Source organism: Streptomyces sp. NPDC057486, assembly GCF_042802415.1.
Lineage (GTDB): Bacteria > Actinomycetota > Actinomycetes > Streptomycetales > Streptomycetaceae > Streptomyces > Streptomyces yanii.
This window is the reverse complement of record NZ_JBHVEE010000119.1, coordinates 1-22,609: the sequence shown is the minus strand read 5'-3', so window position 1 is coordinate 22,609 and position 22,609 is coordinate 1. Positions and strand designations below refer to the sequence as shown.

Here is a 22,609-nt window from a genome sequence, read left to right as displayed (position 1 = left end):
GTGGTCAGGGAAGGAAGCGCGCGCGCCCGTTGGCGAGGAACTCGCCGCGCAGTGCCGTCTTGTCCTCGTCGGTCATGGGTACGTAGTCCGGCTCCCCGCGTCCGGCCCAGCGGTAGACCGGGTCCTCCGTTCGCCAGCCCTGGAGCTGCATCTCCTTCTTGCGGAGCTTGTTGGAGCCGGTGCTCGGGAGAGCGTGGGAGACCCGGACGAAGCGCGGTGCGCCCTTGGTGCCGAGGTCCTCCTGCCGGGACAGGAACTCCGGCAGGCGCAGGTCCTCGAAGCGTGTGCCCTCGGAGATCTCGACCGCGGCCATCACCTGGTCGCCGGAACGGGGGTCGGGCACGCCGAAGACTCCGGCGGCGACGATCGCCGGGTGTCTGCGCAGGATCCGTTCGGTCAGCAGCGCCGAGGTGTTCTCCCCGTCGACACGGATCCAGTCGCCGGAACGACCCGCGAAGTAGAACCAGCCGGACTCGTCGACGTATCCGAGGTCACCGGTCCAGTACCAGCCGTGGCGTACGCGTTCGGCGTTCGCGGCGTCGTTCTTGTAGTAGCCCTCGAACCTGGCGGCGCCCTCGGTGTCGACGATCTCCCCGATGGCCTCTTCCGGGTTCTTCACCCTGCCGTGCTCGTCGAGGACGGCGGGCGGGCACTGCTCGCGGGTCTCCGGGTGGACGATCCTGACGCTCTCGCGTGCGGGCACACCGAGCGCCCCCACCGGGCCGCCGGGTGCCTGTTTGAGCATGCCGCCGCCCTCGCTCGAACCGTAGCCCTCGATGAGCCGGCATCCGAAGCGGCGCAGGAAGGCGGCCTGGTCCTCCGGGGAGGCTTCCGTGCCGAAGGCGTGGGTCAGCCGGTTGTCGCCGTCGTCGGCCTGCTCGGGTGTCGCCAGGACGTAGCCGATCGCCTTGCCGACGTACGTGAAGAAGGTGGCTCCGAAGTGCTTGACGTCCGGGAGGAAGCCGGAGGCCGAGAACTTGGGGGTGAGGGCAATGGTGGCGCCGGCGGTCAGGGCGGGAGCCCACAGCATCATCAGCGCGTTCCCGTGGAACAGCGGCATGGCGCAGTAGCAGATGGCGTCGCGGCCGATGTCGTACTTGGCGCAGTTGGCGCGGGCGAGCGCGGTCAGCCGGCCCTGCGAGCAGATCGCCGCCTTGGAGGCGCCCGTCGTACCGGAGGTGAACAGCAGCAGCATCCGGGTGTCCGCGGTGACGGCCGGGTCCCGGACCGGGTCGGCGGCGTACGCCGCCGCCTGCTGCGCGTAGCCCGGCTTGTCGACGATCAGGATCCGGTCACGGTCCACGCCGGTGTCGAGGCCGTCGAGCAGTGCGAGGCCCGCACGGTCGGTGACGAGCAGCCCGCAGTCGGCGTGCCGCACCTCCTGTTCGAGCTGGGCGCCGCGGCGGGTGGAGTTGATGCCGACGACGGTCGCGCCGCTGAGGGCGGCACCGCCCAGCCAGAAGATGAACTCGGGCACGTTGTCCAGCAGTACGCCGATGTGGAACGGCCCCTCGGTGCGCAGCGACCTGGCCCAGGATGCGCGCGCCGCGCTCTCCCGGACGACCTCGTCCCAGGTCCAGCTGTGCTCGCGGGTGCGCAGACCCACGTGGTCGTCCCCGGCCCTGGCGAGCAGCAGGTCGGCAATCGTCTCGTGTGGCAACGTCGGTCCCTCTCACCCGTTGACCGGGGTTTCCCGCTGTCGGTGCGGGCGTCGGCGCGTGCAGATGTGCGCGCCGGGCCGCCCGCCGTGAATGTGGATGCGCTGATGCCCCGATGGGCGTGGCACGACGGAGATTTCGCGCGGTCCTGACCCGTCGGCCGGTCCTCGTTCCGGTCCTCCGCCGGCGCAACGGTCAAGGTGCTGACCGCGACGTTAGCCGGGAGGATTTCCCCTGGTGCGGGCGGTCCCGCTGACCGGGAGGCGCAGGGTCCGTCCGGCACCCGGGGGGAACGAGCGGTACGTCAGTCGAAGTTGGCCTGGCCTCCGTCGAGTGGCACGGTCGCGCCGGTGAGATAGCGGGCGTCCGGTCCGCAGAGCATCCCCACGGCCCGTCCGATGTCCTGCTCGCAGTCGCCGACGTAGCCGAGCGGGATGGACTCGCAGAACGCGGCGGCCTCCTCCGGGTTGGCGGTCTGCCATTTCTCGTACGCGGGCGAAACGGCGTGCGGTGCCACCGCGTTGACGCGGATGTTGTCGGGCCCCCACTCGCAGGCGGCGCTGCGGGTCAGGGAGCGGACGGCCATCTTGGCGGCGGCGTACGCGCCGTAGTTGCGCAGATCCCAGCGGACCATGGCCGAGGTGACCAGGTTGACGACGACGCCGCCGCCCCGTCGTTTCAGATGGGGGTGGGCAGCCTTCATGAAGGCGAAGGTCGCGAAGGGGCCGCTGTGGAAGCCCTTGCGGAACTGCGCGTCACTCATCGACAGCAGCGGACCGTAGGCGCCCGTGTACGCGTTGTTGACCAGGATGTCGATGCCGCCGAACCGGTCGGCGACCGCGTCCACCACCCCGGGAACGCGGTCGGTGTCGCTCACGTCGCAGACGAACGGTTCGGCCCGGACGCCGCGGGCCCGCAGCAGTTCGCAGGTCGCTTCGAGCTTCTGCGGTGTCCGCCCGAGGACAGCGATCGACGCGCCCTCGGCGGCGAGCGCGAGGGCGATGCCCTGGCCCACTCCTTGTCCGGCCCCGGTGACGACCGCGACCTTGCTCTCAAGACTTCCCACCGGTCTGCCTCTCTTCGTGTGCGGGTGTGCTCCGGCCGGGCGTTCAGCGCGGGCGGGCCAGGTGCTTGGCGATGAACAGGCCCTCCGCGCTCACACAGTCCTGGCCGCCGGCCGAGATGGTCCCGACAGTGCGGATCTTCGCGCCGTCCACATGGACCTGGCGGCCGGTGACCGTCAGCGGTTCGAACAGCGGGGTGGGGCGGTGGTAGCGCAGGGTGAGTTCCGCCGTCATGCCGGAGGGGCCGCCCCAGTGGTTCGCGACGCCGAGGGTGTGGTCCAGGAGCAGCGCCGAGATGCCGCCGTGCACATGCCCGGGCGGCCCCTGGTAGGGCAGGCCGAGGGTGACGGTGCCCTCGATGGCGCCGTCGTCCCGGCCGTACAGCTTCAGCGGGGGCGCGAGGGCGTTCTCGGGTCCGGTGACCGGGTCGTGCCTGGTCACCCCCTCGCCGTTCCACATGTCGACCAGGCGCTCCTCGCGGGCGGGAGCGTGCTCCTCCAAGTGGTCCGCGACCGCGTGGAGCTGCTTGGCGACGCACGACATGTCGGCGTCCGACCGGTCGCCGGCCAGCAGCAGCGCGGCGATCACCCGGCGGGCCGCGGCGACGGCCGCGTCCAGTCCGGTGTCGTGGGCCTCGGCCACCAGCGGCGGCCGTGCGGCGGTCTCGCCGTCGGTACGGGTGTCGGATCCGGTGCTCATGAGGTGACCTTCGCCGTCGCGTGGGTGAGCACCGGGGCGTTGTCTCGTTCGGGGCAGGTGGAGTGCAGCACCAGTCCCTCTCCTTCTCGCCACACCGAGGTGCGGATGGTCTCGCCCGGGAACAGTGAGCCCGCGAACCGTACGGAGAAGCCGTTCAGCCGCGTGACGTCACCGTCGAGCACTCCGTCGACGAGCGCTTTGCAGACGATTCCGTACGAGGCCAGCCCGTGCAGGATCGGACGGTCGAAGCCCGCCGTCCGGGCGAACTCGGGGTCGGCGTGGAGCGGATTGAGGTCTCCGTTGAGCCGGTACAGCAGCGCCTGCTGCGGGATGGTGGGCGTTTCGAGCACGAGGTCGGCCGGGCGCTCCGGCGCCGTCCAGGAGGTCTCCGGTCCGGGCTCTCCCCCGAAGCCGCCCTCCCCGCGGGCCCAGATCTGCATGGTGGTGGTCCACAGCGGCTCGCCCTGTGGGTCGGCCGCGGCGGACTCCAGCACGATCACCGCCGCCTTCCCCTTGTCCCACACCTCGGCGACCCGCGAGGCGACCGTGGCCGAGCCCGAGGCCGGCAGCGGCCGGTGGATCTCAAGTCCCTGGCCCGCGTGGAGGATCGAGCGGAGGTCGGTCTCGATGCCGGGCATGTTCACGGACATCGTGGGCACCTCTCCGGCCGAGATGCCGGAGCCGGCCACCAGGGCGAAGGTGGGCAGCACCTGGAGGCCGCGCTCGAAGGTCAGGGGCAGTTCCGGGTCGGTGGCGGCGTCCGAACCGGCCCCGAGGCTGAGGTGGTACAGGAGCACGTCGCGGGTGCTCCAGCTGATCTCGCGCACGAACGGGTCCGCGCTCAGCGCCTTGTGGCGGTCGATGGGCATGGTGGTTCTTCCTTCACGAGGGGTTTCGGCCCGGTGGCGCGGCCGGCCCGGCCGGCCGGGCCGCGGTCGCGTCTTCAGGCACGCTTCGGGGTGGGCCTGGGGTCGCGGTCCAGGCCCAGCAGGCGTTCGCCGATGATGTTCAGCTGGACTTCCGTCGTACCGCCCGCGATCGACAGACAGCGGGAGTTGAGGAACATCCAGGTGGCGTCGTGACGCCGGCCCTCGCCGGTCAGCGCGGCGCTGCCCTGCCAGTCCATGGCGGTCTCCCAGACCTGCTGCTGATGCTCGACGCCGAGGAGTTTGGCGATGCTGGCCTCCGCGCCCGGTTGCTGGCCGGAGACCGAGCGCAGCGTGGTGCGCAGGCCGAGCAGGGCGCCGGACTGCGCGTCGCAGAGGATGCCGCCGAGGGTGGTGAGCCGTTCGTCGTCCATCTCGTGGGGGGTTGCGGCGGCGATGTCGAGCAGCGCCTCGCCGGACCCCAGTGACGAGTCGTGGGAGAGGGCGACCCGTTCGTTGGCGAGCGTGGTGCGGGCGAGTTTCCAGCCGTCGCCCGGCTGTGCGACGAGCATGTCGTCGGGGACGAACACGTCGTCGAGGAAGATCTCGTTGAACTCCGACTCGCCGGTGATCTGCCGCAGCGGGCGGATGTCCAGGCCGGGGGCGGTCATGTCGAGCAGGAAGTACGACAGTCCCTTGTGCTGGGGTGCGGCGACGTCGGTCCGGGCCAGCAGGATGCCCCAGTGGGCGTCGCGGGCCATGGAGGTCCACACCTTCTGTCCGGTGATCCGCCAGCCGCCGTCGGTCTTCTCCGCGCGGGTGCTCAGGGACGCGAGGTCGGAACCGGCTCCGGGCTCACTGAAGAGCTGGCACCAGACGATGTCGCCGCGCAGGGTCGGCGCGAGGAACCTCTCCCGCTGGGCGGCGTTGCCGTGGGCGATGATGGTGGGGACGACCCAGCCGCCAATGATCATGTCGACGGGGGTCAGGCCCGCCGCGCGGATCTCCTCCGCGATGACCAGCTGGGTCACGGCGTCGGCGCCCTTCCCCCAGGGTGCGGGCAGGTGCGGTGCGGTGTAGCCGTGGTCCGCGAGGTGGACGAGCCGTTCCCTGCCTTCCAGGGCGGCCGCGGAACTCAGTTCGGCGCGGATGCCGGCGCGTATCTCCTCGGCCTCGGGCGGCAGTTCGACGCCGAGATCGCGGCGGGCGCCGTCCAGGGTGAGCCGGGCCACCCGGCGGCGCCACCGGGCGGTCGGGCCGAGGGTGAGGCGCAGGGTCTGGACCCGGCGCAGCCAGAGGTGGGCGTCGTGCTCCCAGGTGAAGCCGATGCCGCCGAGGACCTGGATGGCGTCCTTCGTGGTGGTGAACGCCGCTTCGACGCTGGTCGCTCCGGCGACGGCGGCGGCGAGGGACGCCTCCGCCGGGTCCTGGACGGCGCCCGATTCGCCGGCGCGGGCGGCGTCCCAGGCGCAGGCGCGGGCCTGTTCGGCGAGCGCGAGCATCCGTGCGCAGCGGTGTTTGACGCCCTGGAACTGGCCGATGGGGCGACCGAACTGCTCGCGCACCCGGGCGTATTCGGCCGAGACGGCGACGGCCCGGTCGGCGATGCCGGAGGCCTCCGCCGCGAACAGCACCGCGGCCAGGTCGAGCGGGAGCTGCTGGTCGACCGCCAGTACGTCGGTGGCGGGGACCGCGGTGTTCCGCAGGCGCACCCTGGACGGGCGGCGGGCCAGGTCGTGGCCGGCCACGTCGGTGGTGTCCACGGAGGCGCGCGGGAGCACGAACCACGTCGTGCGGTCACCGTCGCGGGCGGGCAGCACGAACAGGTCGGCGAGGTGGCCGCCAATGACGAGTTCGGACTCGCCGGAGACCGTCGCGGCGCCGTCGTCGCCGCGGGAGAGCGTGAGGCTGCCGGCGCCCAGGCCCACCGCACCGATCGTGGTGCCGTCGGCGAGCCCGGCCAGATGTGTCCGGTGTCCCGCCCGGTGCAGGACCGCGGCGGCGAGCGTCGTGGGCAGGAAGGGGCCCGGGGCCATGGCCCGGCCCAGTTCCTCGACGACGACGGCGAGTTCGAGGAGCCCGTAGCCGGCACCGCCCGCGTTCTCGGGCAGGTGCAGGCCGAGCAGCCCCTGTTCGGCGAGGGTCTGCCAGAACGGCGGGAGCATCTCCTGCTCGGCGCTCACCGCCTTGCGGACGACGTCCTGGGTGATGTGCCGGTTCGCGAACGTGCGTACGGTGTCGCGCAGGTCGCGGTGCTCTTCGGTCAGTCCGATGGTCATGGCGGTCCCTCAGATCCGTTCGATGATCGTCGCCGTCGAGTGCGCGCCGCCGGCGCACATGGTGATCAGTGCGGTGGACTTGTCACTGCGCTCCAGCTCGTGGAGGGCTTGGGTGATCAGCCGGGCGCCGGTCGAGCCCACCGCGTGGCCGAGGGCGATCGCACCCCCGTTGACGTTCACCTTGTCCATGTCGGCGCGGTGGACCTGCGCCCACGACAGCACGACGGAGGCGAATGCCTCGTTGATCTCGACCAGGTCGATGTCGGCCAGTGTCATGCCGGCCTTGCGCAGCACGTGGTCGGTCGCCTCGATGGGCCCGTCGAGGTGGTAGTAGGGGTCGGAGCCGACCATACCGGAGGCGACGATACGGGCCCGCGGGCGCAGTCCCAGGCGGTCGGCGCGCTCGGCGCTCGTCAGGAGTACGGCGGCGGCGCCGTCGCTGATCTGGGAGGAGTTGCCGGCGGTGTGGATGCCGTCGGGCAGCACCGTCTTCAGCTGGGCGAGCCCCTCGGCCGTGGTGTCCCGCAGGCCCTCGTCGCGGGTCACGGCGGCGGTCTTCCCGGTCGGGCCCTCGGGGCCGGGCACCGGTGCCTCGACCTCGATGATCTGCCGGTCGAAGCGGCCTTCCGCCCACGCGCGGGCGGCGTTGCGCTGGGAGGCGAGTGCGAGGGCGTCCGCGTCGGCCCGTGTGATGCCGCGTTTGTGTGCGATCCGCTCGGCGGCGGTGAACTGGTCCGGCATGTCCAGTGCGAAGTCCTCCGGCACCGGCAGGCCGGTGCCGGGGGCGAGCGCCTGTCCGAGGAAAACCCGGCTCATCGACTCGACGCCGCAGCCGATCCCGACGTCGATCGCACCGGAGGCGATCAGCCCGGCGATCAGGTGCACGGCCTGCTGGGACGAGCCGCAGGCACAGTCGATGGTGGTGCAGGCGGTGGCGTGCGGCAGTCCGGTGTGCAGCCAGGCGTTGCGGGTGACGTTGTTGGACTGCTCGCCGGCCTGGGTGACGCAGCCTCCGATCACCTGGTCCACCGCGTCCGGGGCGATTCCGGCGCGCTCCAGCAGGCCCTTCTGGGCCAGCCCCAGCAGCTCGGCCGGGTGCAGCCCCGACAGCGCTCCGCGGCGCCGCCCGACCGGTGTGCGCGCGGCTTCGACGATGACGGCCTCGGGCATGGTTCTCCGTAGGGTGTGAGGCGGCCCTTGGCGGGCCGGGTCGGTTGGCGGACGGCTGGGGCCTTTCGGTCGCGGCGCCTGCCGCGGCCTCGGAGAGGCTCGCGGGGTTCAGCACCGCACCCAAAAACTAGAATTCGTTCTTGTGCAGTGCAATACCCAGTCCCACTGAATGGCTGCCTCACTCGATGGCTCCGCGCCGCCGGCCGGCCGGGACGGGCGGCCCCTCAGATGTGTGAGCCTCCGTCGACCCTGATCTCCGCTCCCGTGAGGTAGCTCCCGTCCCGCGAGGCCGCGAAGGCGATGACGCCGGCGATCTGCTCCGGGTCGGCTGCGCCCAGCAGCGACCGGATCCGCCCGTAGTAACTGGCGTCCAGTTCCGGCGGCAGGACGTGCGGCCCCACCAGCGGCGTGGCGACCGTGCCGGGTGAGACGGGCACGACGCGGATGCCGCGGTGCACCACCTCGGCGGCCAGGGACAAGGAGAACGCCAGCACCGCGCCCTTCGACGCCGAGTAGGCGCTCATGTACGGGGTCCCGTGCGCGGCCGACGACGAGGCCACGTTGACGATGACGCCCGTCCGGTCGGGCAGGTGCCGCAGCGCCTCCCGGCAGAACAGGGCCGTTCCGACGGCGTTGACGGAGAACAGCCGCTGCATGTCGGCGACGGTCAGCCGGTCGATGGGGGTCGTCCGGTGGATGCCCGCCACGTTGATCAGGGCATCGATGCCGCCGAGCTCCTCGGCGGCCGCCCGTACGGCGTCCACGACGGCGCTCTCCTCGGAGACGTCGGCGACATGGGTCACGATCCGCCCGGGCCCGGCGGCCGCCTCGGCGGTCTCCCGCAGGCCCTCGCCCGAGAGGTCGACTGCGAACACGGCCGCCCCCTCGGCCACCAGCCGGATTGCCGTGGCCCGGCCGATACCGGACCCCGCTCCGGTGAGGAGGACATCGACACCTTCGAAACGCTTCATGACGGCCCTTCTTTCGGACGACCCGCAGGCAGGGCGGCGGACGATACCCGGCCCCGGCGACCGGCGTCGGCACCGTCCCGCTGACCGGAACCGCCCTTCACCGGGGACCCGGCTGTGGCATTCCGGTCAGTGGGACTGCCCAGGTGGGCCGGCAACGCCTCGCCCTACCGTCCGAACACTGGAGACCCTGCGTCCTTGAGGGGATGGGAACAACGTGACCGCAGTCGAGTCAGAACACGACGGAGTCCGCGCCATCGAGGCAGCGGCCGCACCGGCCCGGTTTGCCCGTGGATGGCACTGCCTGGGGCTGTCGGAGAAATTCAAGGACGGCAAGCCTCATTCGGTCCAGGCCTTCGGCCAGAAGCTCGTGGTGTTCCGCGGCAGCGACGGCGAGCTCAGTGTCCTCGACGCCTACTGCCGCCACATGGGAGGCGACCTCTCCCAGGGCACCGTCAAGGGCAACGAGGTGGCCTGCCCCTTCCACGACTGGCGCTGGGGCGGGGACGGCCGCTGCAAGCAGATCCCGTACGCCCGGCGCGTGCCGCTCCGGGCCCGTACGGCGGCCTGGCCGACCCTGGACCAGGACGGGATGCTCTTCGTCTGGAACGACCCCGAGGGGAACCCGCCTCCGGCGGACGTCACGATCCCCCGTATCGAGGGGGCGACGAGCGACGCGTGGACCGACTGGATCTGGTACGAGACCGTCGTGGACGCCAATTGCCGCGAAGTCGTCGACAACGTCGTGGACATGGCGCACTTCTTCTATGTGCACTATTCGTTCCCGACGTTCTTCAAGAACGTCTTCGAGGGTCACACCGCCACCCAGTTCATGCGGGGCACGGGCCGCCCTGACGCGCGCCCGCAGGCTCAGAACGGCCAGCCGAAGACGACCGGCAGCACGTCGGTGGCGTCCTACCACGGCCCGTCGTTCATGATCGACGACCTCACCTACCACTACGACACGGGCGATGTGCAGTCCGTCCTGATCAACTGTCACTACCCGGTGAGCGCCGACCGCTTCGCCCTGCAGTACGGCATCATCGTCAAGCGCTCGGACAGCCTGGAGGGCACGGAAGCCGACAAGCTGGCCACGAACATGGCCGATTTCATCAAGCTGGGCTTCGAACAGGACATCGCGATCTGGAAGAACAAGACCCGCATCGACAACCCGCTGCTGTGCGAGGAGGACGGTCCGGTCTACCAACTGCGCCGCTGGTACGAGCAGTTCTACGTCGATGTCGCCGACGTCAAGCCGGAGATGGTGGACCGCTTCGAGTTCGAGCTCGACACCACCCGTCCCGTCGAAGCCTGGCAGAAGGAGGTCGAGGCCAACCTCGCCCGGAAGGCCGCGGCCGAGAGCCGGCCCGTCTGATGCCGCGCGAGGACAACCGGCTGACCGACGGCGCGCCCATGCGGCCGCTGTCCTGCCTGCGGTGCGGCAACCAGGTGCGGGTGCGCAAGAGCAGCTGGCAGCAGACGAGCGTGCAGTGGGACGCGCAGGCCATGCTGGGCTGCCCGGAGCGGCAGGCCGGCGGTCGTGGCGAGGGACCGAACGGCGGTGCGTTCGAAGGCTGCCGTTCCCTCGGTGACACGATCCGGGAGGCCGCGCTGAGCGGTGCGATCACCGTGCTCCAGGAGTGAGGGAACGGGTCGCTGCGGTACGACGATGAAGGGGTGACCCTCCTGCTCATGTGAGCGGGAGGGCCGGCCTTTCACCGTCGTACCGGAGAACTATCCGCGGGCCGCGGCCACCCCGGCCCTGCGGCCGAAGAACGTGCCGTCACCCAGCGACGTACCGCTGATGTATCCCTCACCATGGATGCCGGACGCCGCCCGGCCGGCCGCGAACAGCCCGGGAACGGCGGTGCCGGAGACGTCCAGCACCGCGCCGTCGACGGTCGTGCTGAGCCCGCCGAGGGTGAATCCGGCGACCCCTGTCCCGGCGGCCGTGTTCCCGCTCTCCCCGGGGTTGAAGCCGAGGCGGGGGTCGATCGCCGCGAAGGGCCCCTTCAGCGGCCGCAGCCACCGGGCGTCCTTGTGGAAGTACGGGTCCTGTCCCTCCTCGGCGTACCTGTTGTACGTGCCCACCGTCGACTCCAGCGCGCCCGCCGGCATCCCGAGCTCCTCCTCCAGCTCGGCCAGGGTCTCCCCGACGAACTGCGGGAGCACACCCCAGCGTTCCGCCTCGGGCACGGACTCGTAGCCCTCCTCGTCGACGATCACCCAGTACGGGCCCGGCTGGGTCAGCACCGCCGCCACGCTGTACAGGCCCGGGTAGACGTCCTCGTTGATGAAGCGCTGCCCGTGGCCGTTGACCAGCATGCCGCGGGTGGCCATGGCCGGGAGGGCGGTGAGCGCGATCTCGGTCACCGACATCCGCCGGGTGGCCGCTCCGATCGCGGACGCCATCCGGATGCCGCTGCCGTCGTCCAGCCCATCGCTGACCTTGCCGTGGCCGACGAGGTGCGGCGCGTGGTCGGCCAGCATCTCCTCGTTGTCGACGAAACCTCCGGTGGTGAGCACCACCCCCTTACGGGCGCGGTAGGCCCGCTCCTCGCCGTAACTCCGGGCGGTGACGCCGACGACCCGGCCGTCGTCGTCCACGATCAGCGCCGTGGCCAGGGTGTCGGTGTGGGTGAGCGCCCCCGCGGCCCCGGCGGCCGCGACGAGCTTCTCCATGATCAGCCAGCCGCCGTACGACTCGGTGGCGCAGCGGTGGCCGCGCGGCGCGGGGCGGGCGACGGTGTTGTACGGCCAGGCGTTCTCGCCCAGCCACATCAGGCCGTCCTTCGACAGCGGCATCCAGGTGGGGGCGTCCCACAGGCTCTTCTCGAAGGTGAGGCCGCGGTCGACGAACCACTGGAAGTGCCCGGTGCTCTCGTCGCAGTAGACCCGCAGCTTCTCCTCATCGGCGTGCGGGCCGAGTGCCGACTTCAGGTAGGCGAACATGTCGTCCGCGGTGTCCTGGAAGCCGCACGCGGTCTGTACCGGCGTGCCGCCGCCGAGGTAGAGCTCGCCACCGGACAGGGCCGAGGAGCCGCCCGGCCCGCCGGCCCGTTCCAGTACCAGGACCTCGGCGCCGGCCGAGGCCGCTTCGAAGGCGGCGGCCGCGCCCGCGCAGCCGAAGCCGACGACGAGTACGTCGGTCTCGGCGTCGTACCAGGAGACGGACGAGGCGGGGACCGGTGTCACCGGCCGGGAGGTGCTCACCGGCCCGCCTCGGGCGGGGTGAAGGCCGCGAGCGGCTCCGAGCCGGACCAGTCGTGGCCCCAGTAGCTGTCCGCGGTGATCTCCTCGGCGGTGTAGTACGTCTCGTCGACGAGCATGCCCTCGCAGCCGTACTCGATGTCCCAGCCGCCGGGCGCGCGCACGTAGAAGGAGACCATCTTGTCGTTGGTGTGCCGGCCCAGGGTGGAGGAGATCGAGAAGCCGAGCCGCCCGACGCTGTCGAGCGCGCGGCCCACCGCGTCCAGGCTGTCGACCTCGGCCATGAGGTGGACCAGGCCCGGTTCCTGCCCGTGCGGCGCGGGGCAGATGGCCAGACTGTGGTGCCGCTGGTTGACGCCCATGAAGCGCACGCGGCGAGGTGGGGTGTCGGGATCCGTGCCGGCGAGCCTGATCGCTCCGCGCGGCAGGAAACCGAGGACCTCGGTGTAAAAGGAGACGGTCTCCTCCATACAGGTCGTGGGCAGGACGACATGGCCCATGCCCTGGCCGCCGGTGACGAAGTTCTGGGCGAAGCCGGTGTGCACGGGGCTGTGGTCGAGGATCGGGGCGAAGAAGACCTCGACGGGGACGCCGGCGGGGTCGTCGAAGGTGATGCCCGCTTCCACCCCGCGTTCGTCGGCCTCCTTCTGCGTCAGCTCCTTGACCGCTCTGCCCGACGCCTCGACGGCGCGCCCGACCTTCCCCAGGGCGAACTGGTCGCGCACCTCCCACCCGACGGCCAGTACCCGGTCGGTGTCACCGGGCAGCACGGCCAGTCGTGCCCGGCGCTCGTCCATCCGCAGGTAGAGACCGTCGGGATCCGGCCCGGACCCTTCGGCGAAACCGAGGCCGTCGACGGTGAGTTCGCGCCAGCGGTCGATGTCGCACGTCTGGACCCTGAGATAGCCCAGCCCTCGTATCTGCGTCATGTGTTCCTCCCTCATCTGCCGGTCTTTCGGTCTGCCTGTCCTTCGTCGGACGGGCGCTGGTGCCGTGACGGTCGTCAGATCATCGAGCGCATCGGCCCGTTCGGCGGCTCGATGTCGAGCTGCGTCAGCGCGGCGGCGTGGAAGACCGAACCGGGCACGTGGATGGCGTGGGCGAGGCCGGTGTGGGCGTCGCGCCAGAAGCGCTGGATCGGGTTGTCCATCCGCATGGCGTTCCCGCCGGAGCGCGCGACGATCTCGTCGACGGCCCGCACCGCGCGCCACGCCGCCCGGGCCTGGGTACGCCGGCCCACGGCCCGCCGGTCGAAGGTGACCTCCCGGCCGGCCGCCACCATGTCGTGGAGCTGCGAGATGTTGTCCAGCAGCGCCGAGCGCGAGGCCGCGATCTCTGCCGCCGCCTCGCTGACGGCGTAAAGGACGTACGGGTCGTCCTTGACGGCCGTGCCGGTGATCTGGACGCGGTGGCGCTGATAGGCCATGTGGTGGGCCAGCGCCCCCTCGCAGATGCCGATGACGGCCGCGGTGATGCCGAGGGGGAAGGCGGCGGAGAACGGCAGGCGGTAGGTGGGGTTGGTCAGCCCGGCCTCCTTCGCCAGGGTCCCGTCGACCACCTTGGAGTACTCGATGACGCGGTACTCCGGGACGAACGCGTCCTTGACGACGATGTCTTTGCTGCCGGTGCCGAGCAGGCCGACCACGTCCCACGAGTCCTCGACGATCTCGTAGTCCGAGCGCGGCAGGACGACGTGCACCGACCGCGGAGGGTTCAGCCTGTTGCCGTCCTTGTCGGCCAGGAACGCGCCGAGGAAGAGCCAGTCGCAGTGGTCGGTGCCGGAGGAGAACTGCCAGTGGCCGTTGAAGACGTACCCGCCGTCCACGGGGCGGAGCACCCCCATCGGCGCGTAGGGAGAGCCGATCCAGGTGTCGTTGTCCTCGCCCCACACCTCCTCCTGGACCCGGGGGTCGGCCATCGCCATTTCCCAGGGGTGGACGCCGACGACCCCGGCGACCCAGCCGGTCGCCCCGTCGCAGGCGGCGATCCGCATGATGGTCTCGGCGAACTCGCGCGGGTGCAGTTCCAGGCCGCCGTACGTCTTCGGCTGGAGCATCCGGATCGCACCGGTCTCCCGCAGCACCTTGGCCGTCTGGTCGTCCAGTCGGCCGAGCGACTCGTTCGCCGGCCCCAGCGCGCGGATCTCCTCCGCGCGCTCGTTGATCGCGTCAAGTACCGTATTGGGCATGGCTGTTCTCACTTCCGTCCGGAGGTGTTCTCGGCGAGGGCGACGGCGATCTCGATGAGCTGGTCCTCCTGGCCTCCGACGAGGTTGCGGCGGCCGGCCTCCAGCAGGATCTCGGCGCCGGACACGCCGTACTTCGCGGCCTGGCGGTCGGCGTGCTTGAGGAAGCTGGAGTAGACCCCGGCGTACCCCATGGTCAGCGACATCCGGTCGAGGAGGCACTCGCCGTCCATGACCGGCCGTACGACGTCCTCGGCGGCGTCGATGATCTTCCGGGTGTCGATTCCGGTACGGATGCCGAGCTTCTCCGCGACCGCGGCGAAGGCCTCGACCGGGGTGTTGCCCGCGCCCGCGCCGAACCGGCGGGTCGAGCCGTCGATCTGCTGTGCGCCGGCCCGCACGGCGAGCACGGAGTTGGCGACGCCGAGTCCCAGGTTCTCGTGGCCGTGGAAGCCGACCTGCGCGTCGTCGCCGAGTTCGGCGACGAGCGCCGCGATCCGGTCGCTCGTCTGCTCCATGACCAGCGCTCCGGCGGAGTCGACGACGTAGACGCACTGACAGCCGGCGTCGGCCATGATGCGGGCCTGCCGGGCGAGCACCTCCGGGGACTGGCTGTGCGACATCATCAGGAAGCCGACGGTCTCCAGGCCCAGATCGCGGGCCAGCCCGAAGTGCTGGACCGCGATGTCGGCCTCGGTGCAGTGGGTGGCGATCCGGCAGACGGCGGCACCGTTGTCGGCCGCCTCACGGATGTCGTCCTGGACGCCGAGGCCGGGCAGCATCAGGAAGGCGATCTTCGCCCGGCGCGCGGTCTGCACGGCTGCCTTGATCAGCTCCTGCTCCGGCGTGTGGCTGAAGCCGTAGTTGAACGACGAGCCGCCGAGGCCGTCGCCGTGGGTCACCTCGATGACCGGGACCCCGGCCTCGTCGAGTGCCCCGACGATCGACCGGACGTGCTCGATGGTGAACTGGTGCTGCTTGGCGTGCGATCCGTCTCTCAGGGACGAGTCGGTGACGCGGATGTCGAGGTCGGCGCTGTAGGGCATGGCTGGTGAACTCCTTGGGTGCTCAGGATCCGGCGCGCTGGGAGACGATCCGCCGGGCGAAGCCCTCACCGACCTCGGTGGCCGCGGCGGTCATGATGTCGAGGTTCCCGGAGTAGGGCGGCAGGAAGTCCCCCGCGCCCTCCACTTCGAGGAACACCGCGACGCGGGCGAGGCCGCCGCTCACCTCGGTCGGCTCGTCGAACTGCGGCTCGGCGCGCAGCCGGTAGCCGGGTACGTACGACGCGACCTGGGCGACGATCTCGTGGATCGACGCGGTGATCGCGGCGCGGTCGGCGTCGACCGGGATGGAACAGAAGACTGTGTCCCGCATCAGCATGGGCGGTTCGGCCGGGTTGAGGATGATGATGGCCTTGCCCTTGGCCGCGCCGCCGATGGTCTCGATGCCCCGGCTGGTGGTGATCGTGAACTCGTCAATGTTGGCCCGGGTCCCCGGGCCGGCGGACGGCGAGGCGACGCTGGCCACGATCTCCGCGTAGGCCACCTCGGTGACCCGGGAGACGGCGTGGACCACGGGGATGGTGGCCTGTCCCCCGCAGGTGATCAGGCTGACGTTGGGCGCGTCCAGGTGCTCGCCCAGGTTGACGGCCGGGACGACGGCGGGGCCCAGCGCGGCGGGCGTCAGGTCGACGGCCTGGATGCCGAGTTCGACGTATTTGGGGGCGTTCGCCTTGTGCACGTACGCCGAGGTGGCCTCGAAGACCAGGTCCGGGCGCTCGTCCTGGGTGAGCAGCCGGTCCACGCCCTCGGCACTGGCGATCAGACCCTCCTCGGCCGCGCGCTTGAGGCCGGGGCTCTGCGGGTCGATCCCGATCATCCAGCGTGGCTCTATCACTGCGGACCGGAGCAGCTTGTACATCAGGTCGGTTCCGATGTTCCCGGAGCCGACGATCGCGGCGGTCACCTTGGTCACTGTTCAAACCTCATCCGAATCGAGGGGTTGGGGGCGATCACCCGTCGTAGGTGACCTTGATGCGTTCACTGACCGGGAGCGCCTGGCAGGAGAGGATGAGTCCGTCGGCGAGGTCCTGCTCGTCGAGGACCTCGTTGCGCTCCATGACCACCTCGCCCTCGGTCAGCACACAGGCGCACGCGCTGCAGCTGCCCTCCCGGCAGGAGAACGGCGCGTCCAGTCCTGCCGCGAGGAGCACGTCGAGCAGCTTGCTGCCCTGGGGCCAGGGCACGGTCGTGGTCCGTGCGTCGAGCTCGACCTCTACGGTGCCGGACGGGCCCGTGGGGTCGGCGACAGTCTGCGGGGCGGCGAACGGGTCGTTCGTCAGGGAGGTGAACCGTTCTACGCGCACGCGCCCCGGCGGCACACCGAGGTCGGTGAGCGCCGTGGCGGCGAGGTCCATGAAGGGTCCCGGGCCGCAGATGAACGCCTGGCGTCCGGTGTACGGCTCGGCCAGCGCCCGCAGACCGGGGCCCGCGGGCAGGCCCTGGACGGACTCCAGCCAGTGGACGACGGTCAGCCGGTCGCCGTACTCCCTTGCCAGGGTGGCGAGTTCGTCGCGGAAGATGACGGAGTTCTCGTCGCGGTTGGCGTAGATCAGGGTGACGGATCCGCTCCCGCCGTACAGGCAGGAGGTGAGGATCGACATCACCGGCGTGATCCCGCTGCCCGCGGCGAGGAGCAGGAAGTCCTCGTCCAGCGAGTCCGGGGTGAAGGTGCCCGCGGGGCGCAGCACTTCGAGGGTGTCGCCTTCGACGACGTTGTCGCAGATCCAGTTGGAGCCGTATCCGTTCACCGTGCGTTTGACGGTGACCTTGAGCTTCTCGTCGCGCAGCGGGGAGCTGCACAGCGAGTAGCAGCGGGCGGCCCCGCCGTCGCGGTCGGAGGGCACCTTGACGGTGAGGAACTGGCCGGGCTTGTAGCGGAACTTGTCCTGCGTCCCGTCCGCGGGTTCCAGGACGAGCGAGTGGGCGTCGGACGTCTCGCGGATGACTTCGACGACGCGGACGGTGAGCGGGCCGGGCAGTGTCACGATGCTCTCCCGGTCGTCTCGCCGGCGGCGTGCCGGGCGGCGACGTAGCCGAAGACGATGGACGGGCCGATAGTGGCGCCCGGTCCGGCGTACTCGCCTCCCATCACCGCCGCGGAGGTGTTGCCGGTCGCGTAGAGGCCGCCGATGAGCGAACCGTCCTCCCTCAGGACCCGGCTGTGTTCGTCGCAGACCAGCCCGCCCTTCGTCCCGAGGTCACCGACCTCGATGCGCACGGCGTAGAAGGGCGCCTTGACGATCTCGTCCAGATTGGGGTTCTTCAGGGTCGGGTCGCCGTAGTAGCGGTCGTAGGCGCTGTCACCCCGGCCGAACTCGGTGTCCTTGCCGGTGCGCGCGAAGCCGTTGAACCGCTCGACGGTCGCGGCCAGTTCCTCGGGGGGAACGCCGATGGCGACGGCGAGTTCGACGATGCTGTCCGCCCGGTGTGCCAGGCCGCCCTCGTAGAAGTCCTTGGGGAACGGCATTCCGGGCAGGACCTGCGCGAACGGGTAGCGGGCGCGGGCCTTGGCGTCCATCACGAACCAGGCCGGGACGTGGCCGCCCGCCAACTGGTCGTGGACGAAGTTCACGTACGGGGAGGACTCGTTGGTGAAGCGACTGCCGTGGGAGTCGACGATCACCGACGGCGGGATGCACCGCTCGGACACCAGGGGGATCGTGGCGCCGGACGGGTGGCGCACCGAAGGCATCCACCACGCGTCGTCCATGAAGTCCACTGCGGCGCCGAGCTCCAGCCCGGCGACGATGCCGTCGCCGACGTTCTCCCGCGCACCGGCGCTGTGGATCTCCCGGCCGCCGGCGGGCAGGTACTTCTCGCGCATCTCCTGGTTGTGATCGAAGCCACCGGTCGCGAGCAGCACACCGCGCCGCGCCCCGATGCGCACCTGCTTGCCGTCGCGCTGCGCGACGATCCCGGTCACCGTGCCGTCGTCGCCGACGACCAGGCCGGTCATCGGGGTCCGCAGCCACACGGGGACCCCGGCGTCCTTCAGGGCCATCCTGAGCCGTGCCACCAGCGCGCGACCGCCGGTGGCCATGTGCCGGCGGCGGACCACGTTGGACGAGACCCGCCAGGCGGCGACGACGGACGCCCAGCGTCCACGCCAGGTCCGCTTGACCATCGCGAGGTCGTGGTAGTCCTTGGCGGTGATCCACAGACCGAGCGGGCCCTTCATGTTGTTGGGCCGCTGGTGCCGCTCGTCCTCGCCGAGCTTGCGGGTGTCGAAGGGGAGCGCCTCGATGGAGCGGCCCATCGGACGGCCGCCGTCGTACTCGGGGTGGTAGTCGGCGTATCCCTTGACCCAGAAGAACCGCATCCACCGGCTCTTGCCGAGCAGTTCCATGGCGGCCGGGCCCTGGTCGACGTAGGCGTCGAGGCGGGCGGCCGGGACACGGCCCTCGGTGAGGCGGTCCAGATACTGCCGGATCGACGTGCGGCTGTCGTCGTGGCCCTTGGCGCGCAGCGTGGGGTTGTTGGGGATCCAGATACCGCCGCCGGAGATGCCGGTCGAACCGCCGTACATCTTCCCCTTCTCGATCACGACGGTGGACAGGCCGCTGTCCTCGGCGGTCAGCGCGGCCGCCATGCCGCCACCGCCGCTGCCGACGACGACGAAGTCGAACTCGTGGTCCCAGGTCGTGTTCGCGCCCGCGTTCGCACCGGCGCTCATGCCGCGTCCTTACGGGTCAGGAAGGCGAGCACGGCACTCTCCCACGCCGCCTTCTGTTCGATCATCACCCAGTGCCCGCAGTTGGAGAACAGGTGCAGTTCGACGTCGGGAATGGTCCGCATCGGCACGATGGACATGTCGACCGGGCTGACCCGGTCGTCCCGGCCCCAGGTGATCAGGGTCTTGGCCCGCAGTCCGTGGAGCATCGCCCAGAGCGGCGCCTCCTCGGACCTCGCCGCGGCGGCGGCGGTGGCGGCGAACGCGGCCTTCCCGTACATCCTGCGCGCGGCGGCGAGCGTGTCCGGCTCGGTGGCCTGGGCCCACCGCTCCTCGATCAGTTCCTCGGTGACCATGGCCGGGTCGTACACCATGGAGTACAGCCACTGGACCAGGCGTTCACGCGTCGGGTTCTCGGTGAACTCCATCAGCAGATTGATGCCCTCGCCGGGGCCGGGGCTGTAGAGGTTCCGGCCCATGCCGCCGATCGTGACCAGGCGGCGTACGCGGTCGGGGTTGTCCAACGCGAACCGGGTGCCGACGAAGCCGCCCATGGAGTTGCCGATCACGTCGACCTGGTGCAGCCCGAGTCCGTCGAGGAACCGGCCGACGGCATCGGTGGCGGTGGCCATGGGGTGCCCGTCGGCCGGGTCGCTGACCCCGAACCCGGGGAACTCCAGGACCAGGCAGCGGAAGTACTCGGAGAGCCGGGCCAGATTGCCGCGGAAGTTGCGCCAGCCCGTGACGCCGGGGCCCGAACCGTGCAACATCAGCAGAGGCGGACCGTCCCCGGCCTCGTGATAGCGCAGAACCCCCTGATCAGTTGTGAGTTCACGCAATGTGGAGTCGTGGCTCAGCTCCATCATCATCCCTGCCTTCGACGTCCCTGTGGTCAACGGTTCCTGGAACGTAACCAGGGCCCCCGGAGGGGCGCCTCACTCATCCCGATCAGCGGGACGCGGGTGTTCCGGGCAGCCGGAGCGGTAAGGGCCGGCCCTGTGGCCTGTCGTGTTCCACTCATCGGGAGCGCGCGGTCCGGTGCCGGACGCGACGGGCCTACCGTCGGGACGTGCCCCGCCAGGAGCACGTCACAGACCCGACCCCGTCGAGGTGAATCCGATGTCAGCAGAGTCCTTGACCGCACCCACGACAGGTGAGGTCACGGCGCCCACTCCTCAGGAGATGCGGCGCGCCATGGGAGCGTTCGCGACGGGTGTCACCGTCGTCACCGGGATGGACCGGTCGGATCCGGTCGGGTTCGCGTGCCAGTCCTTCGCATCCGTTTCGCTGGAACCTCCCCTCGTCCTGTTCTGCGCCGACCACAAGGGACGCGCCTGGCCGAGGATCAGGGAGTCGGGCCGGTTCTGCGTCAACGTGCTCGCCGAGGACCAGACCGATGTCTGCGGCCGCTTCGGGTCCAGCAGGGGAAGCAAGTACGACGGGCTGGACTGGGACCTCTCGCGCTGGGGGACCCCGTCCCTGCCCGGCATGCTGATGAGGGTCCATGCCGAGGTGTACGACGTGCACGTCGCCGGTGACCACGATGTGGTGATCGGGCGGGTCCTGGAACTGGAGACAATGCCCGAACAACGACCGATGCTCTTCTTCCGCGGGCGGTTCGGCGTCGAGGAGCAGCCGGTCACCATGCCCGACCCCTGGGGCTGGGGCGACCACTGGGGCTGAGGTCCGGTCGTCGAACTGCCGGACGTCGCACGGCGGACCGCGGTTCGGCGACAGGCCCCGGGCTCCAGGGGCCTGTCCGGCTGCGCTCCCCCGGACACGCTCTACAGCCAGTCGCCGCTCTGGCTGGCGACGAGCAGCCGGTCCATGGCCTGCGGAGACCAGGTCTGCTCCGGGAAGGCGGGCGCGCGGTGCCCCCGGCCAGGGGTCTCCAGGCCGGGGAACAGTTCCAGGGAGACCTGTCGCGCGGCGTCCACTACCAACGGGGCCACCTTCTCCAGCGGGGTCCGCGCGTCGCCGATCAGCGAAATGGCGGCCACAGGCCCCTCGGGGCCACGGATCGCCGCCGCGGCACAGGCGATGCCGGGGAAGCACTCGCCCCGCTCGAACGCCAGGCCGCGACGTTGCCGGATCCGGTTGAGCTCCTGGTGCAGGGTGTCCAGGTCGGCAATCGTGCGATGGGTCAGCCGGGTGATGGCGCCGCCCACCCGGGCCTCGACCTCCTCCGGTTCGAGCCAGGCCAGCATCGCCTTGCCCAGCGCCGTCGAGTGGGCCGGCGCACGCCCGCCGACCCGCGAGGGGACCGACGCGGCGAACCGGCCGCCGGCCTTGTCGAGGTAGTGGACGTCGGCACCGTCGAGCACGGCGAGGTGGACGACCAGCCCGCTCCGGATCTGGACGCTGTGCAGTCTGGGCGCGGCGGCTTCACGGATCTCACTGTTCGTGCCGTCGCCCCCACCGAGCCCGAGTGCCCGCCGCCCGAGGCCGTAGCCGAACCCGGTGTGCTCGAGCCACTGGAGCCGTACGAGCTGGTCGAGGATCCGATGGGCCGTGGAACGCGGGAGGTGCGTGCTGCGGGCCACGTCCTCCAAAGACAGCCGAGTGGTGCGGCATTCGAACGCGTCCATGATCAACGTCATGCGTTCGACCATCGACGGCGGGAGCTCCCGGCGAGCGGACATGTCCACTGCAGCAGCGACATCGACAACCGTCATGCCGAATCCTCCAGGTAAACTGAAATGAATTCTTGTTTTCCGGAATGTAACAGCGGTACGAGGTATGGGGAACCCTCGTACACCGGGAGATCTGCGCCGTACCGAATGCGCTGCCGTGCCCGGTACGGCAGCGGACGGTCGTACCGGGGCGCGAGCAACGTGTCCGAGATGCGTGTCGCCTCACTACACCTTGGTCCGGAACGACACTGGGCCTCAGCCGCGCCCCGTCTCACCGGCGAGCGCACGGAGCCGTGACAAGAAGGTCTTCGACCCCCTGTACGACGTCGACGTCACCCGCGCGAACAACGACCACGTCAGGTTCGGCAAGGGCAGCCCGCACCTGCGCCTGGGCAATCCACTGGCCCACACCGAGATCCGAACCATGTGCGAGGAACTGGTCCCGCGTCTTGCACACATCCGTCTGACCGGTGGCGTCCCGCGGGTGCTCGCACTTCGCCAACAGGATCAAGCAGCTCCCGGTCGCCGCACACACGTCGGGCGCCACGTCGGGCGCCACGTGATGCACGACGCGCCTGCGGCGAGTGGACGGCGGCGTCCCGGACTCCTCCTCGCTGAGCCGCTCCCCCAGCGATGTCTGCGCCAAGGACGGACCCTAGCCCTGCGTGACCCAGGCCTTGTCCAGCAGCACCATCGAGTTGACGGAGTCGTCGACCCCGTGGACATTGTCACGCCAGGCGCGGAACTCCGGAGTCGGGACGAACACCAGGGCCGGAACGTCCTCGCTCCACTGCTTCTGGATGCGGTCCATGATGTCGCGCTGGGCGTCGACGCCCTTGGCACCCTGCAACTCGTCGATCAGGGAATCCATCTGAGGGCCGGTGTGGGTCCCGACCGACAGGTTGCCTTCGAGTGACCCGTGGCGAACATCCGCCCGTAGGGCCCGGCCTCGCGCCAGCTGATGCCCCAGCCGGCGACATCGTAGTTGTGGTCGACGGCGACCTTCTGAATCTGGTCCGCCACGTTCGCCACGAGGTCCAGCTTTACCGCGAAGGCGACGGGCAAGCCGTGCAGGGTGCACACCAGGTGCAGCCGTAGTCCCCAAAAGAACCGGCTGTGGCTGGCGCAGTAGCCGTACTGGGC

General features: G+C 70.6%; 20 protein-coding genes and 2 pseudogenes. 4 read left to right on the top strand and 18 right to left on the bottom strand.

Annotated features, from left to right (window positions below; genetic code table 11):
* Window positions 1-4 precede the first annotated feature (4 nt).
* The 7 genes from ACFU6I_RS37025 to ACFU6I_RS36995 all read right to left on the bottom strand — a co-directional run bounded on the left by ACFU6I_RS37025 (window position 5) and on the right by ACFU6I_RS36995 (window position 8,707).
* Entirely contained in the window at window positions 5-1,660 is a 1,656-nt protein-coding gene (locus tag ACFU6I_RS37025) for an AMP-binding protein (RefSeq protein ID WP_384375266.1), read from the bottom strand.
* A gap of 302 nt (window positions 1,661-1,962) precedes the next feature.
* A complete protein-coding gene (locus tag ACFU6I_RS37020; protein ID WP_384375263.1) occupies window positions 1,963-2,724 on the bottom strand; it encodes an SDR family NAD(P)-dependent oxidoreductase in 762 nt (253 codons plus the stop codon).
* Between the two features lie 43 nt (window positions 2,725-2,767).
* On the bottom strand, window positions 2,768-3,421 hold the full coding sequence (locus ACFU6I_RS37015) for a PaaI family thioesterase (RefSeq protein WP_384375260.1): 654 nt from the start codon (window positions 3,419-3,421) through the stop codon (window positions 2,768-2,770).
* Window positions 3,418-4,290 (bottom strand): MaoC/PaaZ C-terminal domain-containing protein, encoded by an 873-nt coding sequence (locus tag ACFU6I_RS37010; RefSeq protein ID WP_384375257.1) that lies wholly within the window; start codon window positions 4,288-4,290, stop codon window positions 3,418-3,420. Before ACFU6I_RS37010 ends, ACFU6I_RS37015 begins: the two co-directional genes overlap by 4 nt.
* A 74-nt stretch (window positions 4,291-4,364) precedes the next feature.
* Window positions 4,365-6,566, bottom strand: coding sequence for an acyl-CoA dehydrogenase (locus ACFU6I_RS37005; RefSeq protein WP_384375254.1), 2,202 nt, complete (start codon window positions 6,564-6,566; stop codon window positions 4,365-4,367).
* 9 nt (window positions 6,567-6,575) lie between these two features.
* Entirely contained in the window at window positions 6,576-7,736 is a 1,161-nt protein-coding gene (locus tag ACFU6I_RS37000; RefSeq protein WP_384375251.1) for a steroid 3-ketoacyl-CoA thiolase, read from the bottom strand.
* A gap of 224 nt (window positions 7,737-7,960) precedes the next feature.
* The gene (locus tag ACFU6I_RS36995; protein ID WP_384375248.1) at window positions 7,961-8,707 is read right to left on the bottom strand and encodes an SDR family NAD(P)-dependent oxidoreductase; all 747 of its coding nucleotides are present in this window, start codon (window positions 8,705-8,707) and stop codon (window positions 7,961-7,963) included.
* A 214-nt stretch (window positions 8,708-8,921) separates the two neighbouring features.
* Between ACFU6I_RS36995 and ACFU6I_RS36990 the strand changes: the two genes are divergently transcribed.
* Together ACFU6I_RS36990 and ACFU6I_RS36985 are read left to right on the top strand one after the other, a co-directional pair.
* Window positions 8,922-10,079 carry a Rieske 2Fe-2S domain-containing protein gene (locus tag ACFU6I_RS36990; protein WP_384375245.1) on the top strand — a complete coding sequence of 386 codons (1,158 nt, stop codon included), beginning with the start codon at window positions 8,922-8,924 and terminating at the stop codon, window positions 10,077-10,079.
* Complete coding sequence (locus ACFU6I_RS36985) at window positions 10,079-10,348, top strand: ferredoxin (protein ID WP_384375242.1); 270 nt, start codon at window positions 10,079-10,081, stop codon at window positions 10,346-10,348. The genes ACFU6I_RS36990 and ACFU6I_RS36985 overlap by 1 nt, the downstream gene beginning before the upstream one ends.
* 90 nt (window positions 10,349-10,438) lie before the next feature.
* Here ACFU6I_RS36985 and ACFU6I_RS36980 read toward each other — a convergent pair whose 3' ends face one another.
* The 8 genes from ACFU6I_RS36980 to ACFU6I_RS36945 form a co-directional block, all read right to left on the bottom strand.
* Window positions 10,439-11,917, bottom strand: coding sequence for an FAD-dependent oxidoreductase (locus ACFU6I_RS36980; protein WP_384375239.1), 1,479 nt, complete (start codon window positions 11,915-11,917; stop codon window positions 10,439-10,441).
* Window positions 11,914-12,843 (bottom strand): VOC family protein, encoded by a 930-nt coding sequence (locus ACFU6I_RS36975; protein WP_384375236.1) that lies wholly within the window; start codon window positions 12,841-12,843, stop codon window positions 11,914-11,916. Before ACFU6I_RS36975 ends, ACFU6I_RS36980 begins: the two co-directional genes overlap by 4 nt.
* A 74-nt stretch (window positions 12,844-12,917) precedes the next feature.
* Window positions 12,918-14,102, bottom strand: coding sequence for an acyl-CoA dehydrogenase family protein (locus ACFU6I_RS36970; protein ID WP_384375233.1), 1,185 nt, complete (start codon window positions 14,100-14,102; stop codon window positions 12,918-12,920).
* 8 nt (window positions 14,103-14,110) lie between these two features.
* Window positions 14,111-15,145 carry a 4-hydroxy-2-oxovalerate aldolase gene (gene dmpG / locus ACFU6I_RS36965; protein ID WP_384375230.1) on the bottom strand — a complete coding sequence of 345 codons (1,035 nt, stop codon included), beginning with the start codon at window positions 15,143-15,145 and terminating at the stop codon, window positions 14,111-14,113.
* A gap of 22 nt (window positions 15,146-15,167) precedes the next feature.
* Window positions 15,168-16,076: an acetaldehyde dehydrogenase (acetylating) gene (locus ACFU6I_RS36960; protein ID WP_384375227.1), complete on the bottom strand. Its 909-nt coding sequence runs from the start codon at window positions 16,074-16,076 to the stop codon at window positions 15,168-15,170.
* 37 nt (window positions 16,077-16,113) lie between these two features.
* Window positions 16,114-17,148: a 2Fe-2S iron-sulfur cluster-binding protein gene (locus ACFU6I_RS36955; RefSeq protein WP_384375224.1), complete on the bottom strand. Its 1,035-nt coding sequence runs from the start codon at window positions 17,146-17,148 to the stop codon at window positions 16,114-16,116.
* A complete protein-coding gene (locus ACFU6I_RS36950) occupies window positions 17,145-18,836 on the bottom strand; it encodes an FAD-binding protein (RefSeq protein WP_384375221.1) in 1,692 nt (563 codons plus the stop codon). The genes ACFU6I_RS36955 and ACFU6I_RS36950 overlap by 4 nt, the downstream gene beginning before the upstream one ends.
* Complete coding sequence (locus ACFU6I_RS36945; protein ID WP_384375216.1) at window positions 18,833-19,729, bottom strand: alpha/beta fold hydrolase; 897 nt, start codon at window positions 19,727-19,729, stop codon at window positions 18,833-18,835. Before ACFU6I_RS36945 ends, ACFU6I_RS36950 begins: the two co-directional genes overlap by 4 nt.
* A gap of 223 nt (window positions 19,730-19,952) precedes the next feature.
* Between ACFU6I_RS36945 and ACFU6I_RS36940 the strand changes: the two genes are divergently transcribed.
* Entirely contained in the window at window positions 19,953-20,516 is a 564-nt protein-coding gene (locus ACFU6I_RS36940; RefSeq protein ID WP_384375213.1) for a flavin reductase family protein, read from the top strand.
* A gap of 101 nt (window positions 20,517-20,617) precedes the next feature.
* On the opposite strand, the gene ACFU6I_RS36935 is transcribed toward ACFU6I_RS36940, so the two are convergent.
* Window positions 20,618-21,508 carry an IclR family transcriptional regulator gene (locus ACFU6I_RS36935; protein WP_384375210.1) on the bottom strand — a complete coding sequence of 297 codons (891 nt, stop codon included), beginning with the start codon at window positions 21,506-21,508 and terminating at the stop codon, window positions 20,618-20,620.
* 247 nt (window positions 21,509-21,755) lie between these two features.
* Here ACFU6I_RS36935 and ACFU6I_RS36930 point away from each other — a divergent pair.
* Window positions 21,756-22,029: pseudogene (locus ACFU6I_RS36930) on the top strand (hypothetical protein); the annotation flags it as partial.
* A gap of 92 nt (window positions 22,030-22,121) precedes the next feature.
* Here ACFU6I_RS36930 and ACFU6I_RS36925 read toward each other — a convergent pair.
* Window positions 22,122-22,337, bottom strand: coding sequence for a hypothetical protein (locus tag ACFU6I_RS36925; protein WP_384375207.1), 216 nt, complete (start codon window positions 22,335-22,337; stop codon window positions 22,122-22,124).
* Between the two features lie 184 nt (window positions 22,338-22,521).
* Window positions 22,522-22,609: pseudogene (locus ACFU6I_RS36920) on the bottom strand (IS982 family transposase); the annotation flags it as partial.